This window comes from Streptomyces virginiae, assembly GCF_000720455.1.
GTDB lineage: Bacteria > Actinomycetota > Actinomycetes > Streptomycetales > Streptomycetaceae > Streptomyces > Streptomyces virginiae.
This window is the reverse complement of the sequence record NZ_JOAK01000005.1, coordinates 245,881-267,395: the sequence shown is the minus strand read 5'-3', so window position 1 is coordinate 267,395 and position 21,515 is coordinate 245,881. Positions and strand designations below refer to the sequence as shown.

20 protein-coding genes are annotated in these 21,515 nt (G+C 74.1%); 11 read left to right on the top strand and 9 right to left on the bottom strand.

The genetic code is table 11. From position 1 onward, the window contains the following. Positions 1–29: 29 nt before the first annotated feature. The 3 genes from IG86_RS0110920 to IG86_RS0110910 form a co-directional block, all read right to left on the bottom strand. The gene (locus tag IG86_RS0110920; protein ID WP_030833015.1) at positions 30–1,070 is read right to left on the bottom strand and encodes a HAMP domain-containing sensor histidine kinase; all 1,041 of its coding nucleotides are present in this window, start codon (positions 1,068–1,070) and stop codon (positions 30–32) included. A 47-nt stretch (positions 1,071–1,117) separates the two neighbouring features. Continuing rightward, entirely contained in the window at positions 1,118–1,858 is a 741-nt protein-coding gene (locus IG86_RS0110915) for a response regulator transcription factor (protein WP_030028984.1), read from the bottom strand. A gap of 213 nt (positions 1,859–2,071) precedes the next feature. Next, complete coding sequence (locus IG86_RS0110910) at positions 2,072–3,829, bottom strand: glycoside hydrolase family 3 protein (protein ID WP_030896505.1); 1,758 nt, start codon at positions 3,827–3,829, stop codon at positions 2,072–2,074. A 133-nt stretch (positions 3,830–3,962) separates the two neighbouring features. On the opposite strand from IG86_RS0110910, the gene IG86_RS0110905 reads away from it, so the two are divergent. Continuing rightward, positions 3,963–4,598 carry a TetR family transcriptional regulator gene (locus tag IG86_RS0110905; RefSeq protein ID WP_030833021.1) on the top strand — a complete coding sequence of 212 codons (636 nt, stop codon included), beginning with the start codon at positions 3,963–3,965 and terminating at the stop codon, positions 4,596–4,598. On the opposite strand, the gene IG86_RS0110900 is transcribed toward IG86_RS0110905, so the two are convergent. After that, positions 4,585–5,172: a hypothetical protein gene (locus tag IG86_RS0110900; RefSeq protein ID WP_030896503.1), complete on the bottom strand. Its 588-nt coding sequence runs from the start codon at positions 5,170–5,172 to the stop codon at positions 4,585–4,587. The two genes, IG86_RS0110905 and IG86_RS0110900, sit on opposite strands and share 14 nt — an antisense overlap. A 36-nt stretch (positions 5,173–5,208) precedes the next feature. On the opposite strand from IG86_RS0110900, the gene IG86_RS0110895 reads away from it, so the two are divergent. Both IG86_RS0110895 and IG86_RS0110890 read left to right on the top strand, forming a co-directional pair. Further along, positions 5,209–6,600 carry a glycosyltransferase family 39 protein gene (locus IG86_RS0110895; RefSeq protein ID WP_030896502.1) on the top strand — a complete coding sequence of 464 codons (1,392 nt, stop codon included), beginning with the start codon at positions 5,209–5,211 and terminating at the stop codon, positions 6,598–6,600. A 401-nt stretch (positions 6,601–7,001) separates the two neighbouring features. After that, entirely contained in the window at positions 7,002–7,937 is a 936-nt protein-coding gene (locus IG86_RS0110890) for a sulfurtransferase (protein ID WP_051785084.1), read from the top strand. Here the strand turns inward: IG86_RS0110890 and IG86_RS0110885 are convergent. Then, the gene (locus IG86_RS0110885; RefSeq protein ID WP_030896498.1) at positions 7,899–8,243 is read right to left on the bottom strand and encodes a hypothetical protein; all 345 of its coding nucleotides are present in this window, start codon (positions 8,241–8,243) and stop codon (positions 7,899–7,901) included. The two genes, IG86_RS0110890 and IG86_RS0110885, sit on opposite strands and share 39 nt — an antisense overlap. A 242-nt stretch (positions 8,244–8,485) precedes the next feature. On the opposite strand from IG86_RS0110885, the gene IG86_RS0110880 reads away from it, so the two are divergent. From IG86_RS0110880 to IG86_RS0110870, 3 genes are all read left to right on the top strand, one after another. Next, positions 8,486–9,244, top strand: a complete 759-nt coding sequence (locus tag IG86_RS0110880; RefSeq protein ID WP_030896496.1) for a DUF4097 family beta strand repeat-containing protein — start codon at positions 8,486–8,488, stop codon at positions 9,242–9,244. A 122-nt stretch (positions 9,245–9,366) separates the two neighbouring features. Next, on the top strand, positions 9,367–11,772 hold the full coding sequence (gene lon / locus IG86_RS0110875) for an endopeptidase La (protein ID WP_030896494.1): 2,406 nt from the start codon (positions 9,367–9,369) through the stop codon (positions 11,770–11,772). Between the two features lie 139 nt (positions 11,773–11,911). Beyond that, positions 11,912–12,352, top strand: a complete 441-nt coding sequence (locus IG86_RS0110870) for a MarR family winged helix-turn-helix transcriptional regulator (RefSeq protein WP_030658953.1) — start codon at positions 11,912–11,914, stop codon at positions 12,350–12,352. A gap of 67 nt (positions 12,353–12,419) precedes the next feature. On the opposite strand, the gene IG86_RS0110865 is transcribed toward IG86_RS0110870, so the two are convergent. Further along, positions 12,420–13,193, bottom strand: a complete 774-nt coding sequence (locus tag IG86_RS0110865) for a protein phosphatase 2C domain-containing protein (RefSeq protein WP_030896493.1) — start codon at positions 13,191–13,193, stop codon at positions 12,420–12,422. Positions 13,194–13,592: 399 nt separating this feature from the next. Here IG86_RS0110865 and IG86_RS0110860 point away from each other — a divergent pair, with 399 nt between their 5' ends. Genes IG86_RS0110860 through IG86_RS0110840 form a run of 5 tightly spaced genes read left to right on the top strand, consistent with a single transcriptional unit; the run spans position 13,593 to position 19,304 of the window. Then, complete coding sequence (locus IG86_RS0110860) at positions 13,593–16,559, top strand: sensor histidine kinase (protein WP_030896491.1); 2,967 nt, start codon at positions 13,593–13,595, stop codon at positions 16,557–16,559. Then, the gene (locus IG86_RS0110855) at positions 16,556–17,044 is read left to right on the top strand and encodes a roadblock/LC7 domain-containing protein (protein ID WP_030658957.1); all 489 of its coding nucleotides are present in this window, start codon (positions 16,556–16,558) and stop codon (positions 17,042–17,044) included. Before IG86_RS0110860 ends, IG86_RS0110855 begins: the two co-directional genes overlap by 4 nt. Next, complete coding sequence (locus tag IG86_RS0110850; protein WP_030833049.1) at positions 17,041–17,430, top strand: DUF742 domain-containing protein; 390 nt, start codon at positions 17,041–17,043, stop codon at positions 17,428–17,430. Before IG86_RS0110855 ends, IG86_RS0110850 begins: the two co-directional genes overlap by 4 nt. After that, on the top strand, positions 17,411–18,031 hold the full coding sequence (locus IG86_RS0110845; protein WP_030833053.1) for a GTP-binding protein: 621 nt from the start codon (positions 17,411–17,413) through the stop codon (positions 18,029–18,031). The genes IG86_RS0110850 and IG86_RS0110845 overlap by 20 nt, the downstream gene beginning before the upstream one ends. Before the next feature lie 13 nt (positions 18,032–18,044). Next, positions 18,045–19,304: a styrene monooxygenase/indole monooxygenase family protein gene (locus IG86_RS0110840; RefSeq protein ID WP_030833056.1), complete on the top strand. Its 1,260-nt coding sequence runs from the start codon at positions 18,045–18,047 to the stop codon at positions 19,302–19,304. On the opposite strand, the gene IG86_RS0110835 is transcribed toward IG86_RS0110840, so the two are convergent. From IG86_RS0110835 to IG86_RS0110825, 3 genes are all read right to left on the bottom strand, one after another. Continuing rightward, positions 19,256–20,416, bottom strand: coding sequence for a C40 family peptidase (locus IG86_RS0110835; protein WP_030896489.1), 1,161 nt, complete (start codon positions 20,414–20,416; stop codon positions 19,256–19,258). The genes IG86_RS0110840 and IG86_RS0110835 overlap by 49 nt on opposite strands. A 214-nt stretch (positions 20,417–20,630) precedes the next feature. Beyond that, a complete protein-coding gene (locus IG86_RS0110830; RefSeq protein ID WP_030834068.1) occupies positions 20,631–21,020 on the bottom strand; it encodes an SHOCT domain-containing protein in 390 nt (129 codons plus the stop codon). Beyond that, entirely contained in the window at positions 21,020–21,427 is a 408-nt protein-coding gene (locus IG86_RS0110825) for a DUF6325 family protein (protein WP_037850027.1), read from the bottom strand. Before IG86_RS0110825 ends, IG86_RS0110830 begins: the two co-directional genes overlap by 1 nt. Positions 21,428–21,515 lie beyond the last annotated feature (88 nt).

The following is a 21,515-nucleotide window of genomic DNA, read 5'->3' as shown; positions in this document are numbered from 1 at the left end:
CCCACTCGAACCCTACGTCAACACGGCACCTATGAGCTGCCCGGAAGCGTGACGAGGATGCGGCAGCCACGTGACGATTCGGCCACCCCGATCCGGCCGCCGTGCAGCTCCACGGCCCAGCGGGCGATCGCCAGGCCCAGTCCGGTGCCTCCGTCGCCGCCGCGGGCGCTGCCCCGGTTGAACCGCTCGAAGACCCGGTGGCGCTCGGCCTCCGGGATGCCGGGGCCCTCGTCGCGGACCTCCAGCACCAGGCCGCCGGGCGCCTCGCCCGCCCGGGCCCGGACCGTGACCCGCCCGTGCGGGGGGCTGTGCTTGACCGCGTTGTCGATCAGATTGGCGACCACCTGGTGCAGGCGTTCGGCGTCGGCGTACGCGCACAGTTCCGGCGGGAACACGTCCAGGTGCAGGTGCACGTCGTTGCGGGTGTGCCCGCCCGAGCCGGAGAGCAGTCCCGGCCGGCCGGCGGCGGCCAGCCCCGACTCCTTCAGCACTCCGGAGAGGTACGGCCACACCTCGAAGCGGCGGGCCTTCAGCGGCACCACTCCGTTGTCCACCCGGGAGAGGTCCAGCAGGGTCTCCACGAGCCGTCCGAGGCGCTCGGTCTGCTTCAGCATGGTGCGCATGGTCTCCGGGTCGGCGGCGGAGACGCCGTCGACGACGTTCTCCAGCACCGCCCGCAGCGCGGCGATCGGGGTGCGCAGCTCGTGCGAGACGTTGGCGACGAGCTCCTTGCGGTGCTGGTCCACGGCCTCCAGGTCGTCCGCCATCAGGTTGATGGTGGAGGCCAGGTCGCCCAGCTCGTCGCGGCGTCCGGCGCCCCGCACCCGACGCGTGTAGTCGCCGTGGGATATCGCCCGGGCCACCGTGGTCATGTCGTCCAGCGGGGCCGTCAGGCTGTGCGCCACGAACTGGGTGATCAGCATCGAGGCGATCACCGAGAAGACGGTGATGAACCGCAGCTCGGTGTCGGTGCGCAGGGCCACCAGCAGCAGGCCGGTGGTGATGAAGACCGAGACCACCACGAGCGTGCCGAGCTTGGTCTTGATCGAGAACGGCGAGAAGGGCCGCAGCCCTCCGGTGGGCCGCTGGCGCTGGCGCTGCCCCTCCGCCCTGCCGTTCACGGCTGGGCCGGGGTCTCCAGGGCGTACCCGACGCCGTGGACCGTGCGGATCCGCTCGGCGCCGATCTTGCGCCGCAGGGCCTTGATGTGGCTGTCGACCGTACGGGTCCCGGACGCGTCGGCCCAGTCCCATACCTCCGCCAGCAGCTGCTCCCGGGAGAGCACCGCCCGCGGGGTCCCGGCCAGGCACACCAGCAGGTCGAACTCGGTCGGGGTCAGGTGCACGTCCTCGGTCTGCACCCGGACCCGGCGCTGGGCGTGGTCGATCTCCAGGTCGCCCAGGCGCAGGGTGGCGCCGCGCGGGGTGTGCGCGGCGATCGTGGCCCGCTCGACCCGCCGCAGCAGTACGTGGACCCGTGCGGCCAGCTCGCGCATGGAGAACGGCTTGGTCATGTAGTCGTCGGCGCCGACGCCCAGCCCGACCAGCATGTCCGTCTCGTCGTCCCGGGCGGTGAGCATCAGCACCGGGACCGGGCGCTGGGCCTGGACCCGGCGGCAGACCTCCAGCCCGTCGAAGCCGGGCAGCATGACGTCGAGGACCAGCAGCTCGGGCAGCCAGCTCTCCGCCGCGGCGACGGCCGCGGGGCCGTCGGTGGCCGTCTGTACCTGGAAGCCCTCGGCGCGCAGCCGGGCCGCGATGGCCTCGGCGATGGTGCGGTCGTCCTCGACGACGAGCACACGCCGCTGGGCGCCGGGTGTTGCCGCGGCGCCGGTGTGGGTGGTGTGTGTCTGTTCCATGTCCGCCCCTGAAGATCCCGCTGAATGGGGTGCAGCGTAGAGGAGGCTCCGGCCTGCGGCTACGTGGGGTTCGGACACGGCATATGCGTTGGACCTGAGTAAATGGAATGGGATGTACCGGGTGCCGGACCCCCCACGGGACCGGCACCCGGCGGGTGGGGCGGTCAGGTGCCCCACCGGCTGTGACCTCGTCGGATCCCTCTTGGAGGGGACCTACAAGGCCAGTCCGTGGCCGTGCGGGAAGACCGGGTCGTGAGTGTCGTTCGGCACATCCGCCCGGGAGGCGGCGACCGCGGCCATGGAACGGGGCAGTTCGAAGGGCAGCCGGCCCTCGGCGGCGGCCCGGCCGAAGGCCACGTCGAGCAGTGCCGCGTCCGAGGCGCCGTAGTCGGCGATCAGCGCCGCGGCGCGTTCGGCGATCTCCGGGATGACGGCCGCCCGCTCCAGATTGATGCAGACCAGGGTGGGCACGCGGTCCAGGAGGTCCAGGATCGCGGCCAGCTCGGGCTCGGGGAAGGCCAGGGAGCCGGAGTGGAAGAAGGACTCGAAGACGTTCTCCCGCGGCTCGTACGGGGTCCGCAGCCGCAGGACGGCCAGGTCGGCGTCGGCCGGGTCGGCGACGACCTCGCCGTAGGCGGCGGCCACGGCCTCGTCCACGCCCCGTACGCAGAGCCTGGGCCCCGCGGCGAGGGGGAGCAGGCCCGAGGGGTTGGTGAGGACGGTGAGGGAGCGCCGCTGGGCGGCCGCGCCCAGCGCCGTGAAATCGGCCCGGCCCACCGTCTCCTCGGCCAGGTCCGGGTCCACGTACGGGTTCTCGAACAGGCCGAGCGTGAACTTCTCGCGCAGCAGCCGGCGCACGGACGCGTCGATCCGGGACGCGCTGACGCGGCCCGAGCGGACCAGCTCCACGACGACCTCGGGGCACTGCTCGCCGCCGAACTGGTCGCAGCCGGCCTCCAGGGCGCGGGCCGCCCGCTCGGCCGTGCTCAGGTGCTCCAGGCCCCACGCGCGGGCCGGGTGCGTCTGCCCGAAGATCGTGGCGTCGTTGAGCAGGCCCCAGTCGGTGCACACGATGCCGTCGAAGCCGAGCTCCTCCCGGAGCAGGCCGGTGACCACGCCCTTGTTGAAACCGAAGCCGACCTCCTCCCAGTCCGTGCCGACCGGCTGGCCGTAGTACGGCATCATCTGCGCGCATCCGGCGGCGATCGCCGCCCTGAACGGCTCCAGGTGGTGCTCGCGCATGCCGCCCGGGTAGACCTGCTCCTTGCCGTGCGCGAAGTGCGGGTCCTCGCCGTCCTTCTGCGGGCCGCCGCCGGGGAAGTGCTTGACCATCGCGGAGACCGAGCCGGGCCCGAGCGCCGGGCCCTGCAGGCCGCGTACGTAGGCGCGTACGAGCTCGCCGGTCAGGCGGGCGTCGGAGCCGAAGGTGCCGGACTGGCGGGCCCAGCGGGGCTCGGTGGCCAGGTCGATCTGCGGGTGCAGGGCGACGCGGAAGCCGACGGCGAGGTACTCGCGGCGGACGGTGTCGGCGAACCGGTGGACGAGCCCGGGGTCGCCGATGGCGGCCAGGCCCAGGGCCTCCGGCCAGGCGGAGAAGGCGCCGGCGTTGAAGGAGGCGCCGATGTTGTCGGTGAAGGTGTGGCGCGGGTCGGTGGACAGGGTGACCGGAATGCCCAGGCGGGTGGCGGCGGCCATCTCCTGGACGGCGTTCTGCCAGCGGGCCATCTCGCGGGCCCCGTAGGTGCCCAGCAGGTTGAAGTGGGAGAGGAAGCGGTCCTCGATGAGCTCGGGCGTGGTGAAGGGCAGCATCGAGCCGTCGGTCTCGGTCACCGGGGTGCCGTCCGCGTTCATCATCAGCATGGAGTGGAAGAGCTGGCCGGCCTTCTCCTCCGGCGTCATCCGCGCGAGCAGGTCCTCCACGCGCCGGTCGACGGGCAGCGAGGCGTCCTTGTAGGCGGGCGTTGCGTTCATGGCGGCTCCTGGACCACGTGACCTGCGGCGGATCGGCAGGGTCAACGCAGAACCGAAAACCGTGTGGGTGCTAGGTTTTCGTGGGTGACGCGGGTCACAGGCCCCGGGTGCCGGCGCCCGTAGGGTGGGCCGCATGGCACAGGACAGGCCGCGAGCGGCCGCGAAGGGCTCGGGGCGGGGGACCTACGCCGTCGGTGACGCGCGCCGGCAGAAGATCCTCGACACCGCCGTCGAGCACTTCGCGCTGTGGGGCTTCCACGCCTCTTCGCTGGCCCGGATAGCGGCCGCCTGCGGGATCACCCAGGGCGGCCTGCTGCACCACTTCCGCGGCAAGGAGGACCTGCTGCTGTCGGTCCTCGCCCAGAGCGAGCAGCACGACGTCCAGCGGCTGTTCGCCACGCCCCCCGAGTCGGTCGCCGCCCACTTCGCCACCGTCGTCGCCCTCGCCGAGGACAACGCGCGGCGGCCCGGCCTCGTCCGCATGTTCAACACCCTGGTGGGCGAGGCGGCCAACCCCGGCCACCCCGCACACGAGTACTTCAGGCAGCGCTACGCCCGGGTGCTCGACCACACCGTGGAACTGCTGCGGGCGGGCGTCGCCCGCGGGGAACTGCGTCCCGGCACCGACTGCGAGGCCGCCGGCCGGGAGATCCTCGCCGTCATGGACGGACTCCAGATCCAGTGGGTGCTCGCACCCGAAAGCGTGGACATGCCGGCCCGGCTGCGCGGCTTCCTGGACCGGCTGCTGCGGGAGCTCAGCGCGCCGTGAACGGCGGCAGCGCTTGCGCCACCCGCTCCAGGGCGGGCGGCAGGGACCCCTGCTCGCCGGCGACCTCGTACCCGCCGTGCGCGAAGGCGTAGAAGAACCCGTCGTAGATCTTGGGACCGCCCGTCGCGATCCTGGGCAGACGGGCGAAGTCGGCCTCCCGGAGCGCCGTGCGCAGGGCCGCCAGCTCCTGCTCCGACAGCTTTCCGGTGCCCTCCGGCTGCGCCTTCCCGTCCAGCCGGGACCACGAGCCGTCGCCCTTCACCACGAGGGTGTGGGTCTCGCCGGCGAAGCCACCGCTGCGGGTGACCCGGACCAGGGTGTCGCCGGGGGCGGGAACCGCGCTCGGGCCGGTGCCGGTGCCGGTTCCGGTGCCGGTTCCGGTGCCGGTGCTGGGGCTCGGGCCGGTGCTCGGGCTCGCGGCGGGGCCGGCGCCCGTACTCGTACCCGTACTCGTGGCCGGTTCCGCGGAGCCCCCCGGCCGTGCGTCGTCGGCGCCACCGGAACCGGACGGTCCGCACCCCGCCAGGACCACCGCGCTCAGAAGTACCGCCGCCACCGCCCGGAACGCGCGCACACCCACCTCCGCAGACACTCGGGTCCACCCCCGAGTATGGAGTCCGCACCCCCGATCCGACAGCTTCAGGAGGCCGCCATCCGCCGCATCGCGCCATGGCGCCCGCTCCCGCCGCTGCTCGCCGCGGTCCTCGGCCTCTGGGGCCTGGAGCGGGGCGGCGGCATGTGGCGCGACGAGTCCGTCACCTGGCAGGTGGCGCACCGGTCGCTCGGCGGGATAGGGGACCTCCTCGGCCGGGTCGACGCCGTGCACGGCCTCTACTACGTCCTCATGCACGGCGTGTTCCAGACCTGGGACGGCGGCCTGTGGGCACTGCGGCTGCCCTCCGTCGCCGCCACCGCCCTCGCCGCCGCGGGGGTGGCCGCCGTCGCGCACCGGCTCGTGGGGGAGCGGGCCGCCCTCATCGCCGGCTGCGCGTACGCCGTGCTGCCCCCCGTCCAGATGTACGCGCAGGAGGGCCGCTCGTACGCGCTGGTCGCCGCCGCCGTGGTGTGGGCGACGTACCTGATGCTGCGCGAGCGGTGGGCCGCCTACACCGTGGTGCTGCTGATCGGCTGCTGGCTCCACGAGTTCGCCGCGCTCGCGCTGCTCGCCCACGCCTTCACCGCCCGGCACTCCCGGGGCTGGCGGCGGAGCGCCGCGACCGTCGCCGTCCTGCTGCTGCCGCTCGCCGTCGTGAGCGTGCGCCAGGCGCACCAGCAGCTCGGCTGGCTGGGCAGGCCGAGCTGGCAGGACTGGGCCGCGTACGCGGTGGTCGGCGCCGCCTCCCTGCTGCTCGCGCGGGGCGCACCGAAGGACCTCGTACGGGTGGCGCTGCCCCTGGTCCTGCTGCCGCCCGGACTGCTGATGGCGATCTCGCTGCTCAACCCCTGGTACGTCGACCGGTACGTGCTCTACGCGCTGGCCGGGCCCGCCCTGCTGGCCGGCGCACGGCTGGCCGCCGTCCGCGGATGGCGGCCGTGGGCGGCGGCGGTCGTCCTCCTCGTGCCGTTCGGCCTGTGGTCGGCGTGGCTGCGCACCCCCGAGAGCCGCAAGGACGACGTCCTCGCGGTGGCCGCCGCGGTACGGGAGCGGGCCCGGCCGGGGGACGCCGTGGTGTTCATGCCTTCCCGCAGGCGCGAGTGGCTGCTGTCCTCGCCGGACGTCTACGCGGGCCTGCGCGACCCCGCCCTGGCAGCCTCCCCGGCGGCCTCGCACAGCCTCCAGGGCACCGAGCTGCCCCCGGAACGGATCCGCGCGGCCCTGCTCGCGTCGCCCCGGGTGATCGCCCTGCTGGACCCGGTGGGCGAGCCGCTGGACCCGTACCCGCGCGAGGCGGCCAAGCGGGAGGTGCTGGCGGGCTCGTTCGACCTCTGCTCGGTCACCGGCGTGCGCGGAGCCCGGGTAGCGGTCTACGCCCGCCCCGGCGGCTGCGCGGACACTTCCTAGGGCGTGATCTGCGGACCGGGCCGGGTTCGCACCGCCGGTACCCCCTCGTCCCCGGACTCCGTCAGGAGGGATCCCGGGCCGCCCCCGGTCTGCGCGTCCCGCGTCGCCCCCGGCCCGCCAGGCGTCGGGCACGCCCCGACGCGTCCGGTGGACGCGCGCGGCCCCTGGCCTTGCAGGGGTTTCGCCCGGGGTGATCCCCCGGCGTCCGCCGTGCCGGTGCGCGCACGGACTTCGCCGGGTCCCCGCGCGGGTGGACGGTGCGGCAAGCCCGCGCCGCACGGGGGCGGTTGCCCGCCGGGTGGGGGCGCGCCGGAGGATGGGGGCGACCGCGTCGCTCAGCCGGCGGGCCGCCCCGCCCCCCTCGGGCGGGTGCGGCAAGCCGAGCCTCCAGGAGGTGCCGTATGCCCACGTCCGACCACCCCGCGTCCCGCGCGCCCGGGCCCGCGAACCCCGGACCGCTGGTCGGGGCCGACTGGCTGGCCGCCCGGCTCGGCGCTCCCGGACTGGTCGTCTTCGACGCCTCCGTCGGCGCCCACCGCGCCGCGGGCCACCGCATCCCCGGCGCCCGCCCCTTCGACCTCGACGGAGCCCTCTCCGACCACGCGGCGCCCGCCCCGCACACCATGCCCGGGCCCGCCGGGTTCACCGACGCGCTGCGGTCCCTCGGCGTCGACGACACCGACACCGTCGTCGTCTACGACGGCGCCGGCATCTACTCCAGCGCCCGCGCCTGGTGGATGCTGCGCGCCATGGGCTTCGACCGGGCCGCCGTCCTCGACGGGGGACTGCCCGCCTGGACGGCCGCCGGCCTGCCCGTCGAGGCCACCGCCCCGGCGTACGGGGGCCCGCGCGGCACCTTCACCGCCCGGCCCCGCCCGGGGCTGTTCGTCGACGCCCGGACCGTCGCCGCAGCCCTGTCCGACCCGGCCGCGGCCGTCCTCGACGCCCGTACCCGCGAGCGCTTCGAAGGCACCGCCCCCGAACCCCGTCCGGGCCTGCGCGGCGGCCACATGCCGGGCGCCGCCGGCCTGCCGTTCGGCGAACTCCAGAGCCCCGACGGCCTGATGCGCCCGGCCGGGGAACTCCGCGCGGCCTTCGAGGCGGTTACGGGCGGGCGCGAACGACTCCGCTTCAGCTGCGGCTCCGGGGTGACCGCCTGCGTGCTGGCCCTCGGCGCCGAACTCGCCGGCTACCGGGACCTGGCGGTGTACGACGGCTCCTGGAGCGAGTGGGGCCTAACCTCCCCGCTGCGCCCGGTCGTCACCGGCCCGGGCGCGGGCGTGGGCGCCGCCCCGGCGTCAGCCGAAGACGACGGAGCGCACCTTCAGGCGCTCTGACGCCCCGCCGGTGTGGGGCCGCAGCCGGAAGGAGGGCCCCTCGCAGTCGGTGTCGGCGAAGACCGTGGCCCAGGCGTCGGTGCGGTTCCTCGGCGAGTGACCGGGCTCGGGGTTCTCCTGGCCGACGCCGGGGAGGTTGAAGCACTGGTCGTCCGCCGGGTCGTTGAGGAAACCGGTGGCCTCGTAGCCATCGACGGTCACGTACTCGTACAGGAACCGCCCCGAGGCGGCGGAGGCGGAGGCCGGGACGGCGACGAGGAGCAGGGCGGCGCCGAGAACGGCGGTGAAGGCGGAGCGGAGACGCATCAGCTGTTCTTTCTACGGGTGGGAACGTTGCCGCAGCCACCTCTGCCCGGGCGGCGGGCGCGCATCCACGCGTCACGCGTACGGATGAGGAGGAAACGACCCTGCTCGGACCGAACGGCCGAAGCCGGCCCGGCCCGGCCCGGCGCGCCGGGTCCGGCCCGCCGGACCCGGGGGATAACCCCACACCGGATCCGGGTACCGGCACCATCGGCCGCGCGGCGCCGGCACCGCAGGATCGGGGCATGACTTCCCACCCCACCGCGGCCCGGGCCGCCCGCGCCACGGCCGTCGCCCTCGCGGCCGGCCTCGTCCTGGCCGGATGCTCCTTCACCGACGGCCCGCGCAGGACGGCGAGCGCCGACACCACGGTCACCGAGGCGGTCACCGCCGTCGAGGTGACCGGCGCCCGGGCCGGGTCGATCGAGATCACGCCGGGGACCGGTCCCGGCGTCACGGTCCGCCGTACGGTCCACTACCGCGGCGACACCGTTCCCACGCCCGGCCAGCAGGTCAGCGGGGGCGTGCTCACCTTCACCAACGGCTGCTCGGCGAGCTGCTCCATCGACTACCGGCTGGAGGTCCCCGCCTCCGCGAAGGTCACGCTGGAGAGCGACAGCGGCGACATCAGCGTGACGGGCGTCGCCGCCGCCGAGGTGGAGGCCGACTCCGGCGACGTCCGGGCCGAGGGCATCACCGGACCCCTGGAGATCAGCACCAGCTCGGGCGAGATCACCGCCACCGGACTGTCCGGCCCGGACACGTCGGTGCGCTCCGACTCGGGCGACGCGCGCCTGGACTTCGTGAAGGCACCCTCCTCGGTGCTCGCCGAGACGACCTCCGGCGACGTCAGCCTGAAGGTGCCCCACGCCCCCTACCGGCTCGCGGTCTTCACCACCTCGGGCGCCCGCCACGTCTCCGTCCCCGACGACGCCTCCGCCCCCTCCCGCCTGTCGGCGAAAACCACCTCCGGCGAGGTCACCATCTCCCCCCTGAACGGCTGACCGCCCCCGGTCCGGGAGGCGGCCCGGGCGCGTTCGCCCCCGGCGAACGGGCGTTGGGGAACATCGGCAGGCGCAGATGCATTGAGTCGGGATAGCTCAACTTCACTGCCGGAGGGAAGATCATGGCTTCGACGTCCGTAACGCTCACCCTGCCCGTACTGCCGCTCGACGACGAGGTCGTGCTGCCCGGAATGGTCGTTCCGCTGGACCTGTCCGACGCCGAAGTGCGCGCCGCCGTGGAGGCCGCGCAGGCCGCCGCCGGAAAGAACGGCAGCGGAAAACCCCGGGTGCTGCTCGTGCCGCGGATCGACGGGAAGTACGCCGCGACCGGTGTGCTCGGAACCGTCGAGCAGGTCGGCCGGCTCTCCGGGGGCGACCCGGGCGCGCTCATCCGCGGCCTCGGCCGCGTCCGCATCGGCGCCGGCACCACCGGGCCCGGAGCGGCGCTCTGGGTCGAGGGCGAGACCGTGGACGAGACGGTCCCCGATCCGCTGCCGGGCGCCGTCGCCGAGCTCGTCAAGGAGTACAAGGCGCTCGCCACCAGCTGGCTCAAGAAGCGCGGTGCCTGGCAGGTCGTGGACCGCGTCCAGCAGATCGAAGGGGTCTCCGCCCTCGCCGACAACTCCGGATACTCGCCGTTCCTGACGGTCGAGCAGAAGGTCGAACTCCTGGAGACGGCCGACCCGGTCGCCCGCCTCAAGCTCGCGATCAAGGCGCTCAGCGACCATCTCGCCGAACAGGACGTCGCCGAGTCCATCGCCAAGGACGTCCAGGACGGCGTCGACAAGCAGCAGCGCGAGTTCCTGCTGCGCCGCCAGCTGGAGGCCGTACGCAAGGAACTGCGCGAGCTGAACGGCGAGAAGGACGGCGAGGAGTCCGACGACTACCGGGCCCGCGTCGAGGCCGCCGACCTCCCCGAGAAGGTCCGGGAGGCCGCCCTCAAGGAGGTCGACAAGCTGGAGCGCTCCAGCGACCAGAGCCCCGAGGGCTCCTGGATCCGCACCTGGCTCGACACCGTCCTCGAACTGCCCTGGAACGAGCGCACCGAGGACCAGTACGACATTCAGGGCGCCCGGGCGGTCCTGGACGCCGAACACGCCGGTCTCAGCGACGTGAAGGACCGCATCACCGAGTACCTGGCCGTGCGCAAGCGCCGCGGCGAGCGCGGCATGGGCGTCATCGGCGGCCGCCGCGGCGGCGCCGTCCTCGCGCTCGTGGGCCCGCCCGGGGTCGGAAAGACCTCGTTGGGCGAGAGCGTGGCCCACGCCATGGGCCGCAAGTTCGTCCGCGTCGCCCTCGGCGGTGTCCGGGACGAGGCCGAGGTGCGCGGCCACCGCCGGACCTACGTCGGCGCCCTGCCGGGCCGCATCGTCCGGGCCGTCAAGGAGGCCGGGTCGATGAACCCCGTGGTGCTCCTCGACGAGATCGACAAGGTCGGCTCCGACTTCCGCGGCGACCCCGCGGCCGCCCTCCTGGAGGTCCTCGACCCCGCCCAGAACCACACCTTCCGGGACCACTACCTGGAGGTCGAACTGGACCTGAGCGACGTCGTCTTCCTGGCCACCGCCAACGTCCTGGAGGCCATCCCCGAGGCACTCGCCGACCGCATGGAGCTCGTCCGCCTCGACGGCTACACCGAGGACGAGAAGGTCGTCATCGCCCGCGACCACCTGCTGCCCCGCCAGCTGGAGCGCGCCGGGCTCGCCGCCGATGAGGTGGTCCTGGAGGAGGACGCCCTGCGCAAGCTGGCCGGGGAGTACACCCGCGAGGCGGGCGTCCGCACCCTGGAGCGGGCCGTCGCACGCCTGCTGCGCAAGGTCGCCGCCCAGCACGAGCTGGGGGAGCGGGAACTGCCCTTCAGCATCGGCGCCGACGACCTGAGGGCCCTGATCGGACGCCCGCACCACGTGCCGGAATCCGCCCAGGACCCGTCCGAGCGGCGCACCGCCGTCCCCGGCGTGGCCACCGGCCTCGCGGTGACCGGCGCGGGCGGCGACGTGCTGTTCGTGGAGGCCTCGCTGGCCGACCCGGAGACGGGCGCGGCCGGACTGACCCTCACCGGCCAGCTGGGCGACGTGATGAAGGAGTCGGCGCAGATCGCACTGAGCTTCCTGCGCTCGCACGGCGCCGAACTGGAACTCCCGGTCGCCGACCTCAAGGACCGGGGCGTGCACATCCACTTCCCGGCCGGCGCGGTCCCCAAGGACGGTCCGAGCGCGGGCATCACCATGACCACCGCCCTCGCCTCGCTGCTCTCCGGGCGGCAGGTGCGCACGGACGTGGCCATGACCGGCGAGGTCTCGCTGACCGGGCGGGTCCTGCCCATCGGCGGGGTCAAGCAGAAGCTGCTCGCCGCCCACCGGGCGGGTCTGACCACCGTCATCATCCCCAAGCGCAACGAGGCCGACCTGGACGACGTCCCGGCCGAGGTGCTGGAGGGGCTGGAGGTGCACCCGGTGACCGATGTGCGCCAGGTGCTGGAGCTCGCCCTGGACGGCGCGCAGGTGCCGGTCACCGCCGTCGCCTGACCCCTCACCGAAGGGCATGGTCCGGCCTCCGGACGGCCCGGTTCCCCGCTCCGGCGGGGCCCCGGGCCGTCCGCACACCCGCTGCGAAATACTGGGCCCCCACCCACCGGGGTGCCACACAGCGAAAAAGGAGCGGTACGTGCACGGGAGTGAAGACCAGGAGTTCCTTGCCCTGGAGCGGGAGCTGTCCGTCTTCCTCCGGCGGGCCCGCGCCTCCTCCGGGGAGATGGCCCGCGAGCTCCACCCCGAGCTGGAGCCCGCCGCGTACGGGCTCCTCGTGCGGCTGGAGGCGGCCGGCCGGCAGCGGGCCACCGACCTCGCCGCCTACTTCGGCGTCGGCAAGGCCACCATGAGCCGGCAGCTGCGGGCCCTGGAGGTCCTGGGCCTGGTGGCCCGCGAGCAGGACCCCGCCGACGGGCGGGCCTTCCTCGTCGGGCTCACCGAGGAGGGTCGCGAGCGGTTCCTGCGGGTCCGGGGCGCACGGCGCGAGCAGTACATGCGCAAGCTCGCCGGATGGGACCGCGGAGAGGTCGCGGAACTGGCCCGCCTGCTGCACCAGTTGAACGCCGGCGCCGAGTAACGGAACCCCGGCGCCGCACCGCCGGCGCCCCAGCGCCGCAGCGCCCCAGCGCTCGACCGCGGGCCTCTCAGAGCTCCGCGTAGACCGCCGACGCGTCGTCGTGCCGCTTGTACCGGGCCGGCGGGCGGGCCGGGTCGGACTCGACGGCGCGGACCCGGCCGATCAGACCTTCCGCGCCCTCCTTCCGCAGCACCGCCAGGCACTCGGCCCAGTCGCCCTCCCCGAACGTGTCCGTCCACCGGCTCGCCCCGTCCGTGAGCGCCGCCACCGCCCGCACCCGAGCGCGCGGGGTGCGCCCGGTGACCGCCCGGGCCGCCACCGACGGGTCCGCGGCCGCCGTGAAGAAGCCGCCCTCGGCGTTGCGCAGGGCGTCCGTCGCCGCCACCGAGCGCAGCACCTCCGGCGGCACCCGGTCCAGCCGGTCGTCGAGCACCGCCGTCACCCCGCCCCCAGGCGCCTGGAGGAGCAGCACGGAGTCCGAGAGCACGAGGTGCTCCACGTACGCCTCGTCCCAGCGGACCACGACGACCGTCGCCTGCGGGGTGCGCACGTGAGAAAGGTCACACGTGTCCCCGTGGGCCTCGGCCGTGGCGCGGACGGCCTCGGCCAGGATCCGGTCCAGCGGCATGTCCCGTCGCGATCCGGACAGTTCGGTCAATCGGCCGCCGAGCCGGGCCACGAACCACGGCACGCCGTGCACGCATCCGCCGCCGCCCGCGGGCGGGGTGACCCCGTCCAGGACGACCAGGACCCCGCCCCCCGGAGCGGGCGCCGACGCCGACACCCAGTCCTCATTGGGGCGTTCCTGACTGCCGGGGGCCGTGGCGAGGTCGATGCGCATGCGGACATTCTGCCCGCCGGGCGCCCGCGGACCCGGGAAGGTACGGACCAAAGGGGGAGGGGTGGGCGGACCGCGCACGCGAGGCGCCCGGACCCGGCCCGGCAAGGCCCCGGCGCAGGACGGGCGATGTGGGCGGGGCATACTGCCAAAGGCCGCATCGATCTTTCAACCACCTGTCCACGGACCCGCCCTGGGGCCGGGTGCCCGAGTTGGTCGCCAACTCATCCGTGATGTTCACTCGTTCGAGTGGCCGGGTGGGCGATGTGCGGCTCTCTCCCCAACACGCTGCAAAGGTCTGAGGCGGTACGAGGGGGCAGGGGGCGTTTACTTGTTGACCGGCCGTTACCTCGGCCACACGAGTAGACGAGCAAAAGCACACGTACAGGATTGCGAGCACCGGTGCAGAAGAAGCGGTCTCGGAAGAACGGCACCGCCGCCGAAGGCCCGGCCCCCGCAGGACGCCGCGTCCGCGTGCGCAGCCGGCTGGTCGTCGGCGTCGCCGTCGCAGGGCTCACCGTCCTCGCGGCCGGCACCCCCGCCGTCGTCACCGCCGCGAGGGAGCTGAACGACTCCCAGCGGCTGGTCACCCTCGCCGAGCAGACCGGCCAGATCCTCACCCTCACGCACGTCCTCGCCGACGAGCGCGACGCCGTGGTCGAATACGCCGCCAAGGGCCGCCCCGGCGCCGCCAAGGCCGGCCTCCAGGACCGCGTGCTGCGCACCGACCGGCAGATCGCCGAGGCCGCGACCGAGGTCGACGAACCCCTCGCCCTGGCCCTCGCCCAGATCCAGGCCGTCCGCACCGAAGCCATCGACGGCAAGGGCACCCCCCTCGCCGCCCACCAGGCCTACACCGGCGTCATCACGGAACTCCTCGCCCCCGGCACCCGGCTCGCCGAGCTGACCCCGCCGCGCGCCGAGTCCGCCCTCGCCACCACCCGCCCGCTGGCCCCCCTGGGCCAGGCCGTGGAACAGGCCTCCGCCACCCGCGGACTGCTGCTCGGGGCACTGTCCGTCCCCCGCGGCGAGCAGCCCCCCGGCTCGACCACGGTCGACGAACTCACCACCGCCGCCCAGCGCACCCGCGTACGCGAGCAGGCCGCCCTCGACGACTTCGCGCGGGTCGCCCGGCCCGACGTACGCCAGACCCTCGCCGCCACCGTCACCGGCCCCGAGGTCAAGGCCGCCGACGACTACCTCAAGCGGCTCACCGACCGGCCCACCCTGACCGCCCCCGACCGCAAGACCGACGGCGCCGCCGTCGGCGCCGCGCTCACCGCCCGCATCGACCGGATGCGCACCGTCGAGGCCACCCTCGCCGGCCAGCGCGCCTCCGCCCTCGCATCCCTGCGCGACGACGACGTGACCCGCCTGGAGATCCTCGTCGCCCTCATGGGCCTGCTCTTCCTCGGCGCCGTCGGCTTCTCCACCGCCGTCGCGCGCTCGCTCACCCGCCCGCTGTCGGTCCTGCGGCGCGGCGCGGAGCGCCTCGCCACGCCCGAGGGCTCGGTGGAGCCGGTGCGGTTCACCGGCCGCAACGACGAGTTCGCCGAGGTCGTCCGGCACCTGAACGCCGTGCGCGACCAGACGGTCTCCCTGCACACCCGGATCGCCGGGCTCGACGCCGACCGGCGCCGCATCATCGGCCGCAACGAGGCGCTCGCCTCCGGCAGGGAGGTGCTCGAAGAGGAGCTGACGAAGCTGCGCGAGGGGCTCGAAGAGCACCGCCGCATCATGTCGACGACCTCCGTCTCGCTGTCGCTGCGCACGCTGGGCCTGGTGGAACGCCAGCTCGCCGTCATCGAGGAGCTGGAGTCCAAGGAACAGGACCCGGACCGGCTCGCGACCCTCTTCAAGCTCGACCACCTGGCGACCGTGATGCGCCGGCACAACGAGAACCTGCTGGTCCTCGCCGGGCAGGAGCACGGCCACGGGCAGGGGCTCCCGGTGGCACTGGTCGACGTGATGCGGGCCGCCGTCAGCGAGATCGAGCGCTACGAGCGCGTCGACCTCGCGGCGCTGCCCTCGTACACGCAGGTCGCCGGACACGCCGCCGACGACATCTCCCACGTCCTGGCCGAACTGCTGGAGAACGCGACGACGTTCTCGCCGCCGGACGTCAAGGTGAAGGTGTCGGGCTGGACCCTGGACTCCGGCGACGTGGTGCTCTCCGTCGTCGACGAGGGCATCGGCGTCACCGACGACCGCCTCGAAGCGCTCAACGCCCGGCTGTCCACGCCCGAGGCGTACGACGAGGAGCCCGAGGAGGAGCACGGCCTGGGCCTCGGCCTGTACGTGGCCGGGCGGCTCGCGGCACGGCACGGGGTCACCGCGGAGCTGCGCGGCGCGCGGCACGGGGGGACCGAGGCCCTGGTCGTCATCCCCGCGACGCTGCTGCCCGCCACCCCGCCGGCCTCGCCCGTCCACACCCTGGCCGTACCGGGCGCGCCCTCGCTGCACCTGCCGGGCGTGATAGCGGAGGCGAACGAGAACACCCTCCAGGCCCGCCCGCGCGGTGCCCACGCAGCCCCCGAGGCCGAGGCCCCGGCCGCCGAGCCGGTGGCCGAGCCGGTGGCCGAGCCGGTCACGCCGGTCACCCTGGCCGAGGCCCTCGCACCCCCCGCCGACGAGCCGTCCACCGCCACCCCGGCCCCGGACACCCTTCCGGCGGACGAGGCCTTCACCACCGAGCCCCCCGCAACGGACCCGGCCGACCAGGTGTTCACGGCGCCCCCGGCCACGGACGCCCCGCCCGCCGACCAGGTGTTCACGGCGGCTCCGGCCGCCGACGCCCCTCCGGCCGACGAGGTCTTCACCGCGGCTCCGGCCGCCGACGCCCCTCCGGCCGACGAGGTCTTCACCGCGGCCCCGGCCGCCGACGCCCCTCCGGCCGACCAGGTGTTCACCGCGGCCCCGGCCACGGACGCCCCTCCGGCCGACGAGGTCTTCACCGCCGAGCCCCCCGCAGGGGACCCGGCCGCCGAGGCCCCGCCCGCGGAGCAGGCCTTCACCGCCGAGCCCCCCGCAGGGGACCACGCACACGCCCCCGCCGAGGCCGACTGGCTCCCCCGCCAGGGCAGCCACCCCGCCGACCCGTCCGACGGCGGCGGCCCCGTCACCGACAAGGGCCTGCCGAAGCGCACCCCGCGCACCGTCGCCGCCCCGCGCACCGAGGACGTACGACCCCAGCCGCCGCGCCGGGTCGACGCCGAAGAGCTGCGGCGCCGACTCGGGGGCTTCTACCAGGGAGCCCAGGACGGCCGCCGCGTCGTCGCCGCCGAGCTCGCGCAGGACCGGGACCCGGACCGGGGGCAGGAACAGAGCAAAACCGACCAGGGGGACAGCGCACAGGAGGCACGCACATGACCGCGCCCAGTACGTACGGACTGAGCACCCAGGCCCGCAACCTGCAGTGGCTGCTGACCGACCTGGTCGAGGAGGTGCCCGGCGTCAACTCCGTCGCCGTCGTCTCCTCGGACGGGCTGCTGCTCCTGTCCTCCGACCCCGGAGCGGGCGGCGCGGGCGAACCACAGGCGACGCCGCGGCCCAAGGGCCCACGGGGGGCGTCCGCCGACCTCGCCACCATCGTCTCCGGCCTCGGCAGCCTCACCACGGGGGCGGCCGCCCTCATGGAGTTCGGCGCCGTCAAGCAGACCATGGTGGCGATGGAACACGGCTCCGTCTTCGTCATGGCCATCAGCGACGGCTCACTGCTGGGCGTGCACGCCACGCCCGACTGCGACATGAGCGTCGTCGCCTACCACATGGCCCTGTTCGTCGGCCGCGCCGGCCACGTCCTGACCCCCGAAGTCCGCAGTGAGCTGCGCCAGTCGATGGAGAACACCCCGTGAGGAGACCGGCCGCCGACCGACTCCCGATACGCGGAGCCGACCGCCGACCCGCCCGCGTCCGCCCGTACTCCCTGACGGGCGGCCGGACACGGTTCACCCAGGTCCTGCACGTCGAGACCTTCGTCGCCGCCCTGGACACCAAGGCGTCCGAGCCGCAGAAGCCCGACCGCATGCCCGAGATGCCCGCCATCGTCGAGGTGTGCCGCCGCATGCGCACGATCGCCGAGATCGCCGCACTGCTGAAGCTCCCGCTCGGTGTGGTCCGCGTCCTCGTCAGCGACCTCGCCGACCAGGGCAGGATCCGTGTCTACGCGACGGGCAACGGCACCGGCCGGCCCGAACGCGCGCTGCTGGAAAGGGTGCTCGGTGGCCTTCGCCGTCTCTGACAAGCCCGTGGTCGACGACGAACCGGCACAGCCCTGGCAGTACGACCGCTCCCGCGCGCCCGTCGCCGTCAAGGTGCTGGTCGCGGGCGGCTTCGGCGTCGGCAAGACCACCTTCGTCTCCTCCGTCTCCGAGATCACCCCGCTGCGCACCGAAGCGGTGATGACCCAGGCCAGCGTCCCGACCGACGACCTGTCCGGCACCCCGGACAAGCACACCACCACCGTCGCCATGGACTTCGGCCGCGTCACCCTCGACGACGACCTCGTCCTCTACGTGTACGGGACCCCGGGCCAGGAACGCTTCTGGTTCATGTGGGACGACCTGGTGCGCGGAGCCATCGGCGGCCTCGTCATGGCCGACACCCGACGCCTGCGCGACTGCTTCCCCGCCCTCGACTACTTCGAGAGCTCCGGGCTGCCGTACGCCGTCGCCGTCAACCACTTCGAGGGCTCGCAGTCGTACGAGCCCGAGGACGTGCGCGAGGCCCTCAGCGTCCCGCCGCACGTACCCGTGGTGATCATGGATGCGCGAGAGCGCCGGACGGTGGTCGAATCCCTGCTGGCGCTCGTGGGGCACGCCCTCGACAGCACTCCCGAATAAGAGGACTTGAGAGATGCGCAGGATACTTGTCGTCGGAGCCGGCCAGTCCGGTCTCCAGCTGGCCCTCGGACTCCAGTCCAAGGGGTACGAGGTCACCCTCATGTCCAACCGGACCGCGGACGAGATCCGCACCGGACGGGTCATGTCCACGCAGTGCATGTTCGACACCGCCCTCCAGCACGAGCGCGACCTCCAGATCAACTTCTGGGAGCAGCAGGCGCCGAAGATCGAGGGCCTCGGGGTCTCGGTCGCCGCACCCGACGGTAGCCGCCCCATCGACTGGCTCGGCCGGCTCAAGGGCCACGCGCAGTCCGTCGACCAGCGCGTGAAGATGGCCGGCTGGCTGGACACCTTCGCGCAGCGCGGCGGGCAGCTCGTCATCCACGGCGCGTCCGTCGCCGACCTCGACTACTTCTCCCGCACCTACGACCTGGTGCTGGTGGCCGCCGGCAAGGGCGAGCTGGTGTCGATGTTCGGACGGGACGCGGCGCGTTCCCCGTACGACACCCCGCAGCGCGCGCTGGCCGTGGCGTACGTGCACGGGCTCGGTCCGCGCCCCGAGCACCCGGAGACGGAAGCGGTCCGCTGCAACCTCGTCCCGGGCGTCGGCGAGCTGTTCGTGATGCCGACCCTGACGACCTCGGGCCGGGCGGACATCCTCTTCTGGGAGGGCCTGCCCGGTGGTCCGCTGGACGTCTTCAACGGCGTCAAGGACCCCGCCGAACACCTCGCGCTCACGCTGGGGCTGATGGAGAAGTACACGCCGTGGGAGTACGCCCGGGCGACGAAGGTGGAGCTGACGGACGCGGGCGGCACGCTCGCAGGCCGGTACGCTCCGGTCGTCCGCAACCCGATCGGACGCCTCCCCGGCGGTGGGCTCGTCCTCGGCGTGGCCGACGTGGTCGTCGCCAACGACCCGATCACGGGCCAGGGTTCGAACTCCGCGGCCAAGTGCGCGGCCTCGTACCTCTCCTCGATCCTCATGCACGGGGACAAGCCGTTCGACGAGGCGTGGATGAAGGCGACCTTCGACAAGTACTGGTTCACCACGGGCAAGCCCGTGACCCAGTGGACGAACGCGATGCTCGGCGTCCCGCCGGAGCACGTGCTCAACCTGATCGGCGCGGCCGGGCAGCTCCAGCCGGTGGCGAATCGATTCGCCAATGGCTTCGACAACCCGGCCGACTTCGACGCCTACTTCTACGACCCCGAGGACACGGCCGACTACCTGGCCGAGGTGGCCGCGTCCGCGGGCGCTTCCTCCGAGGAGTAACCGGCATCGTCCCCCGCCGTCGCCGTGCCCGAGGCCTCGGGCAGCGGCGGCGGGGCGAACGCCGCGAGCGGCGTCCCGTCCGGGTCCGGCCGGACCGCCCCCAGCAGCGGGTTCGCGGCGACCGGCGAGACCTTCACGACGGACCCGGGCCGCGGCGCCTGGATCACCTTGCCGTCACCGACGTACAGGCCCACGTGCGTGGCCTTGGGGAAGTACACCACCAGGTCCCCAGGCCGCAGCTGGTCCAGCGGCACCTTCGGCAGCCGCGCCCACTGCTCCTGACTGGTCCGCGGGATCGCGCGGCCCGCATGCGCCCAGGCCCGCGAGGTGAGACCGGAGCAGTCGAAGGACCCGGGCCCCTCGGCGCCCCAGACGTACGGCTTTCCGATCTGGGCCGCCGCGTACCGGAGGGCCGCGCCACCGGCGGCCGTGGGGGTGCCCGTGCGCGTGGGCAGGGCTCCGGAGGTCACCAGGTCCCGCTGCGCCGCCGCGGTCTTCTCCTCCTCGCGCGCCCCGAGCCGGGCGAGCTGCTCGGGAGTCAGCGAGGCCAGCAGCCGCTCGACCTGCCTGAGCTGCGACGCGACCTCCTCCTTCTGGACCTTCTGGCGTTCGGCCAGCGTCTGCCGGGTGTCCAGGGCCTTGCGGGCCCGTACGGCGAGTGCGTCGGCCTCCTTCTCGCCCTTCGCGAGGCGGCCCAGCGCCGCCGCCCGGCGGGCGCCCTCGCGGGCGGCGAGCCGACGCTGGTCCAGGGCCGCCTGAGGGTTCCCGGCCAGCAGCATCCGGGCGTAGGGGGACAGGCCCTGGCTGCCCTGGTACTGCTCGCGGGCGAGCCGCCCGGCGAGGGCCCGCTCGGAGTCGAGGGCCGTACGGGCCCTGCCGAGCGCGGCGTTCCGCAGCCGCTCCTCCCGCCGGCTCGTCTCCAGGGCGTCCTCCGTGGACTTGTACGCCTCGGAGGCCTCCTCGGCCTTCTGGTACAGGCCCTGCAGGCGGGTGAGCAGCGCGCCCACGTTCTCCCCTTCGGGCAGACCGGGCTCGGCGCCGGCATCCTGGACCGGTCCGGCGACGAGGAGCGCTACGGCGACACAGGCAGCGCGAAGCCCCCGATATGACATGGAATCACCTCCGAGACCGCCGAGCCTGCCACGCCCGGTATGACAAATCCCCCAACGGAGTCGGCCGGTCGCGCGCGGCCACCCGGTTGGGGGATGGGGCGGGGGCTTCGGTGGGGCTGGGGGCTTCGGCGGGACGGACCCACTCGGGCGGGGCCGGAAGCCCCCGCCCCGCCCCGCCCTCCCGGTCCCGTCCGAGTGGATCCCCCCACCCCCCTCAGTCGTTCAGCAGGCGGGCCTTCGCCGTCGTGAACTCCTGGGGGGTCAGCAGGCCCTCGCGGGCCAGGTCGGCCAGTTGGCGTAGCTCCGTCACCAGGCCCGCCGGGGGAGTGGGGGCGGGCTCCGGGTGGGTGTCCGTGTCCCAGTACAGGGCGTCGATCGGCTCGGGCTCGTCCATCGGGTCCGGCTCGGGCTCCTCCATCGGCTCCGGTTCCGCCGCCCGGACGGCCCGGGCCGGCGGGAACCCGTGCGGTGGTTCGTCCGGGCGCACCGCGCCCGCCGTGTCCTGCGCCGTCCCCGACGCCCGGGCCAGCAGGCCCCGGAGCAGCGGGGACCCCGCCGGGCGGTTCGCGGCGTGGACCGTCACTCCCATCGGGCGGATGAACATCAGGCCACCCCTGCCCGGGGGTCCGCCGGTACCCGGTCCGGCGGGATGCGGACCGAGCCCACGATCCGCCCGCCCGCCGCCCGTACGGCCACCGCGGCGTCCTCGGCCCATACGTGTTCGACCACCAGGAGCAGCGCGCAGCTGCCGCGCTCCAGCAGGTCCGCCGCCTCGTGCACGTCCTCCGGTCCGATCAGCCGGGCCGCGTCCCGCCCCGTCAGCAGGCCGTGCAGTTCGACGAACTCGTCGAACTCGGCCGCGAGGACCTCGCCCGACGCGGTCTTCGTGGCGACGAGGCCGTCGATCAGCCGGACCACCCCCGTCTTGCGCAGCCCCATCACGGCCTCGACGGCCGGCACCCGCAGCTGCTCCTCCGGGAAGGCGAGGACGATGAATTCCACAGGTCCCATGCGCCTCGGCTCCTCACTTTCGGTACTTTCGACCGTTTGTGACGACTCTTCGGCACACTATGACATAAGCGGACATACCATCCGTCTG

Bases quoted from the DNA above. Each gene is read 5' to 3' on its own strand.
- IG86_RS0110915 (WP_030028984.1), bottom strand. From the start codon at position 1,858: ATGGAACAGACACACACCACCCACACCGGCGCCGCGGCAACACCCGGC.
- IG86_RS0110910 (WP_030896505.1), bottom strand. From the start codon at position 3,829: ATGAACGCAACGCCCGCCTACAAGGACGCCTCGCTGCCCGTCGACCGG.
- IG86_RS0110905 (WP_030833021.1), top strand. From the start codon at position 3,963: ATGGCACAGGACAGGCCGCGAGCGGCCGCGAAGGGCTCGGGGCGGGGG.
- IG86_RS0110895 (WP_030896502.1), top strand. From the start codon at position 5,209: ATGGAGTCCGCACCCCCGATCCGACAGCTTCAGGAGGCCGCCATCCGC.
- IG86_RS0110890 (WP_051785084.1), top strand. From the start codon at position 7,002: ATGCCCACGTCCGACCACCCCGCGTCCCGCGCGCCCGGGCCCGCGAAC.
- IG86_RS0110885 (WP_030896498.1), bottom strand. From the start codon at position 8,243: ATGCGTCTCCGCTCCGCCTTCACCGCCGTTCTCGGCGCCGCCCTGCTC.
- IG86_RS0110880 (WP_030896496.1), top strand. From the start codon at position 8,486: ATGACTTCCCACCCCACCGCGGCCCGGGCCGCCCGCGCCACGGCCGTC.
- lon (WP_030896494.1), top strand. From the start codon at position 9,367: ATGGCTTCGACGTCCGTAACGCTCACCCTGCCCGTACTGCCGCTCGAC.
- IG86_RS0110865 (WP_030896493.1), bottom strand. From the start codon at position 13,193: ATGCGCATCGACCTCGCCACGGCCCCCGGCAGTCAGGAACGCCCCAAT.
- IG86_RS0110855 (WP_030658957.1), top strand. From the start codon at position 16,556: ATGACCGCGCCCAGTACGTACGGACTGAGCACCCAGGCCCGCAACCTG.
- IG86_RS0110840 (WP_030833056.1), top strand. From the start codon at position 18,045: ATGCGCAGGATACTTGTCGTCGGAGCCGGCCAGTCCGGTCTCCAGCTG.
- IG86_RS0110835 (WP_030896489.1), bottom strand. From the start codon at position 20,416: ATGTCATATCGGGGGCTTCGCGCTGCCTGTGTCGCCGTAGCGCTCCTC.
- IG86_RS0110830 (WP_030834068.1), bottom strand. From the start codon at position 21,020: ATGTTCATCCGCCCGATGGGAGTGACGGTCCACGCCGCGAACCGCCCG.
- IG86_RS0110825 (WP_037850027.1), bottom strand. From the start codon at position 21,427: ATGGGACCTGTGGAATTCATCGTCCTCGCCTTCCCGGAGGAGCAGCTG.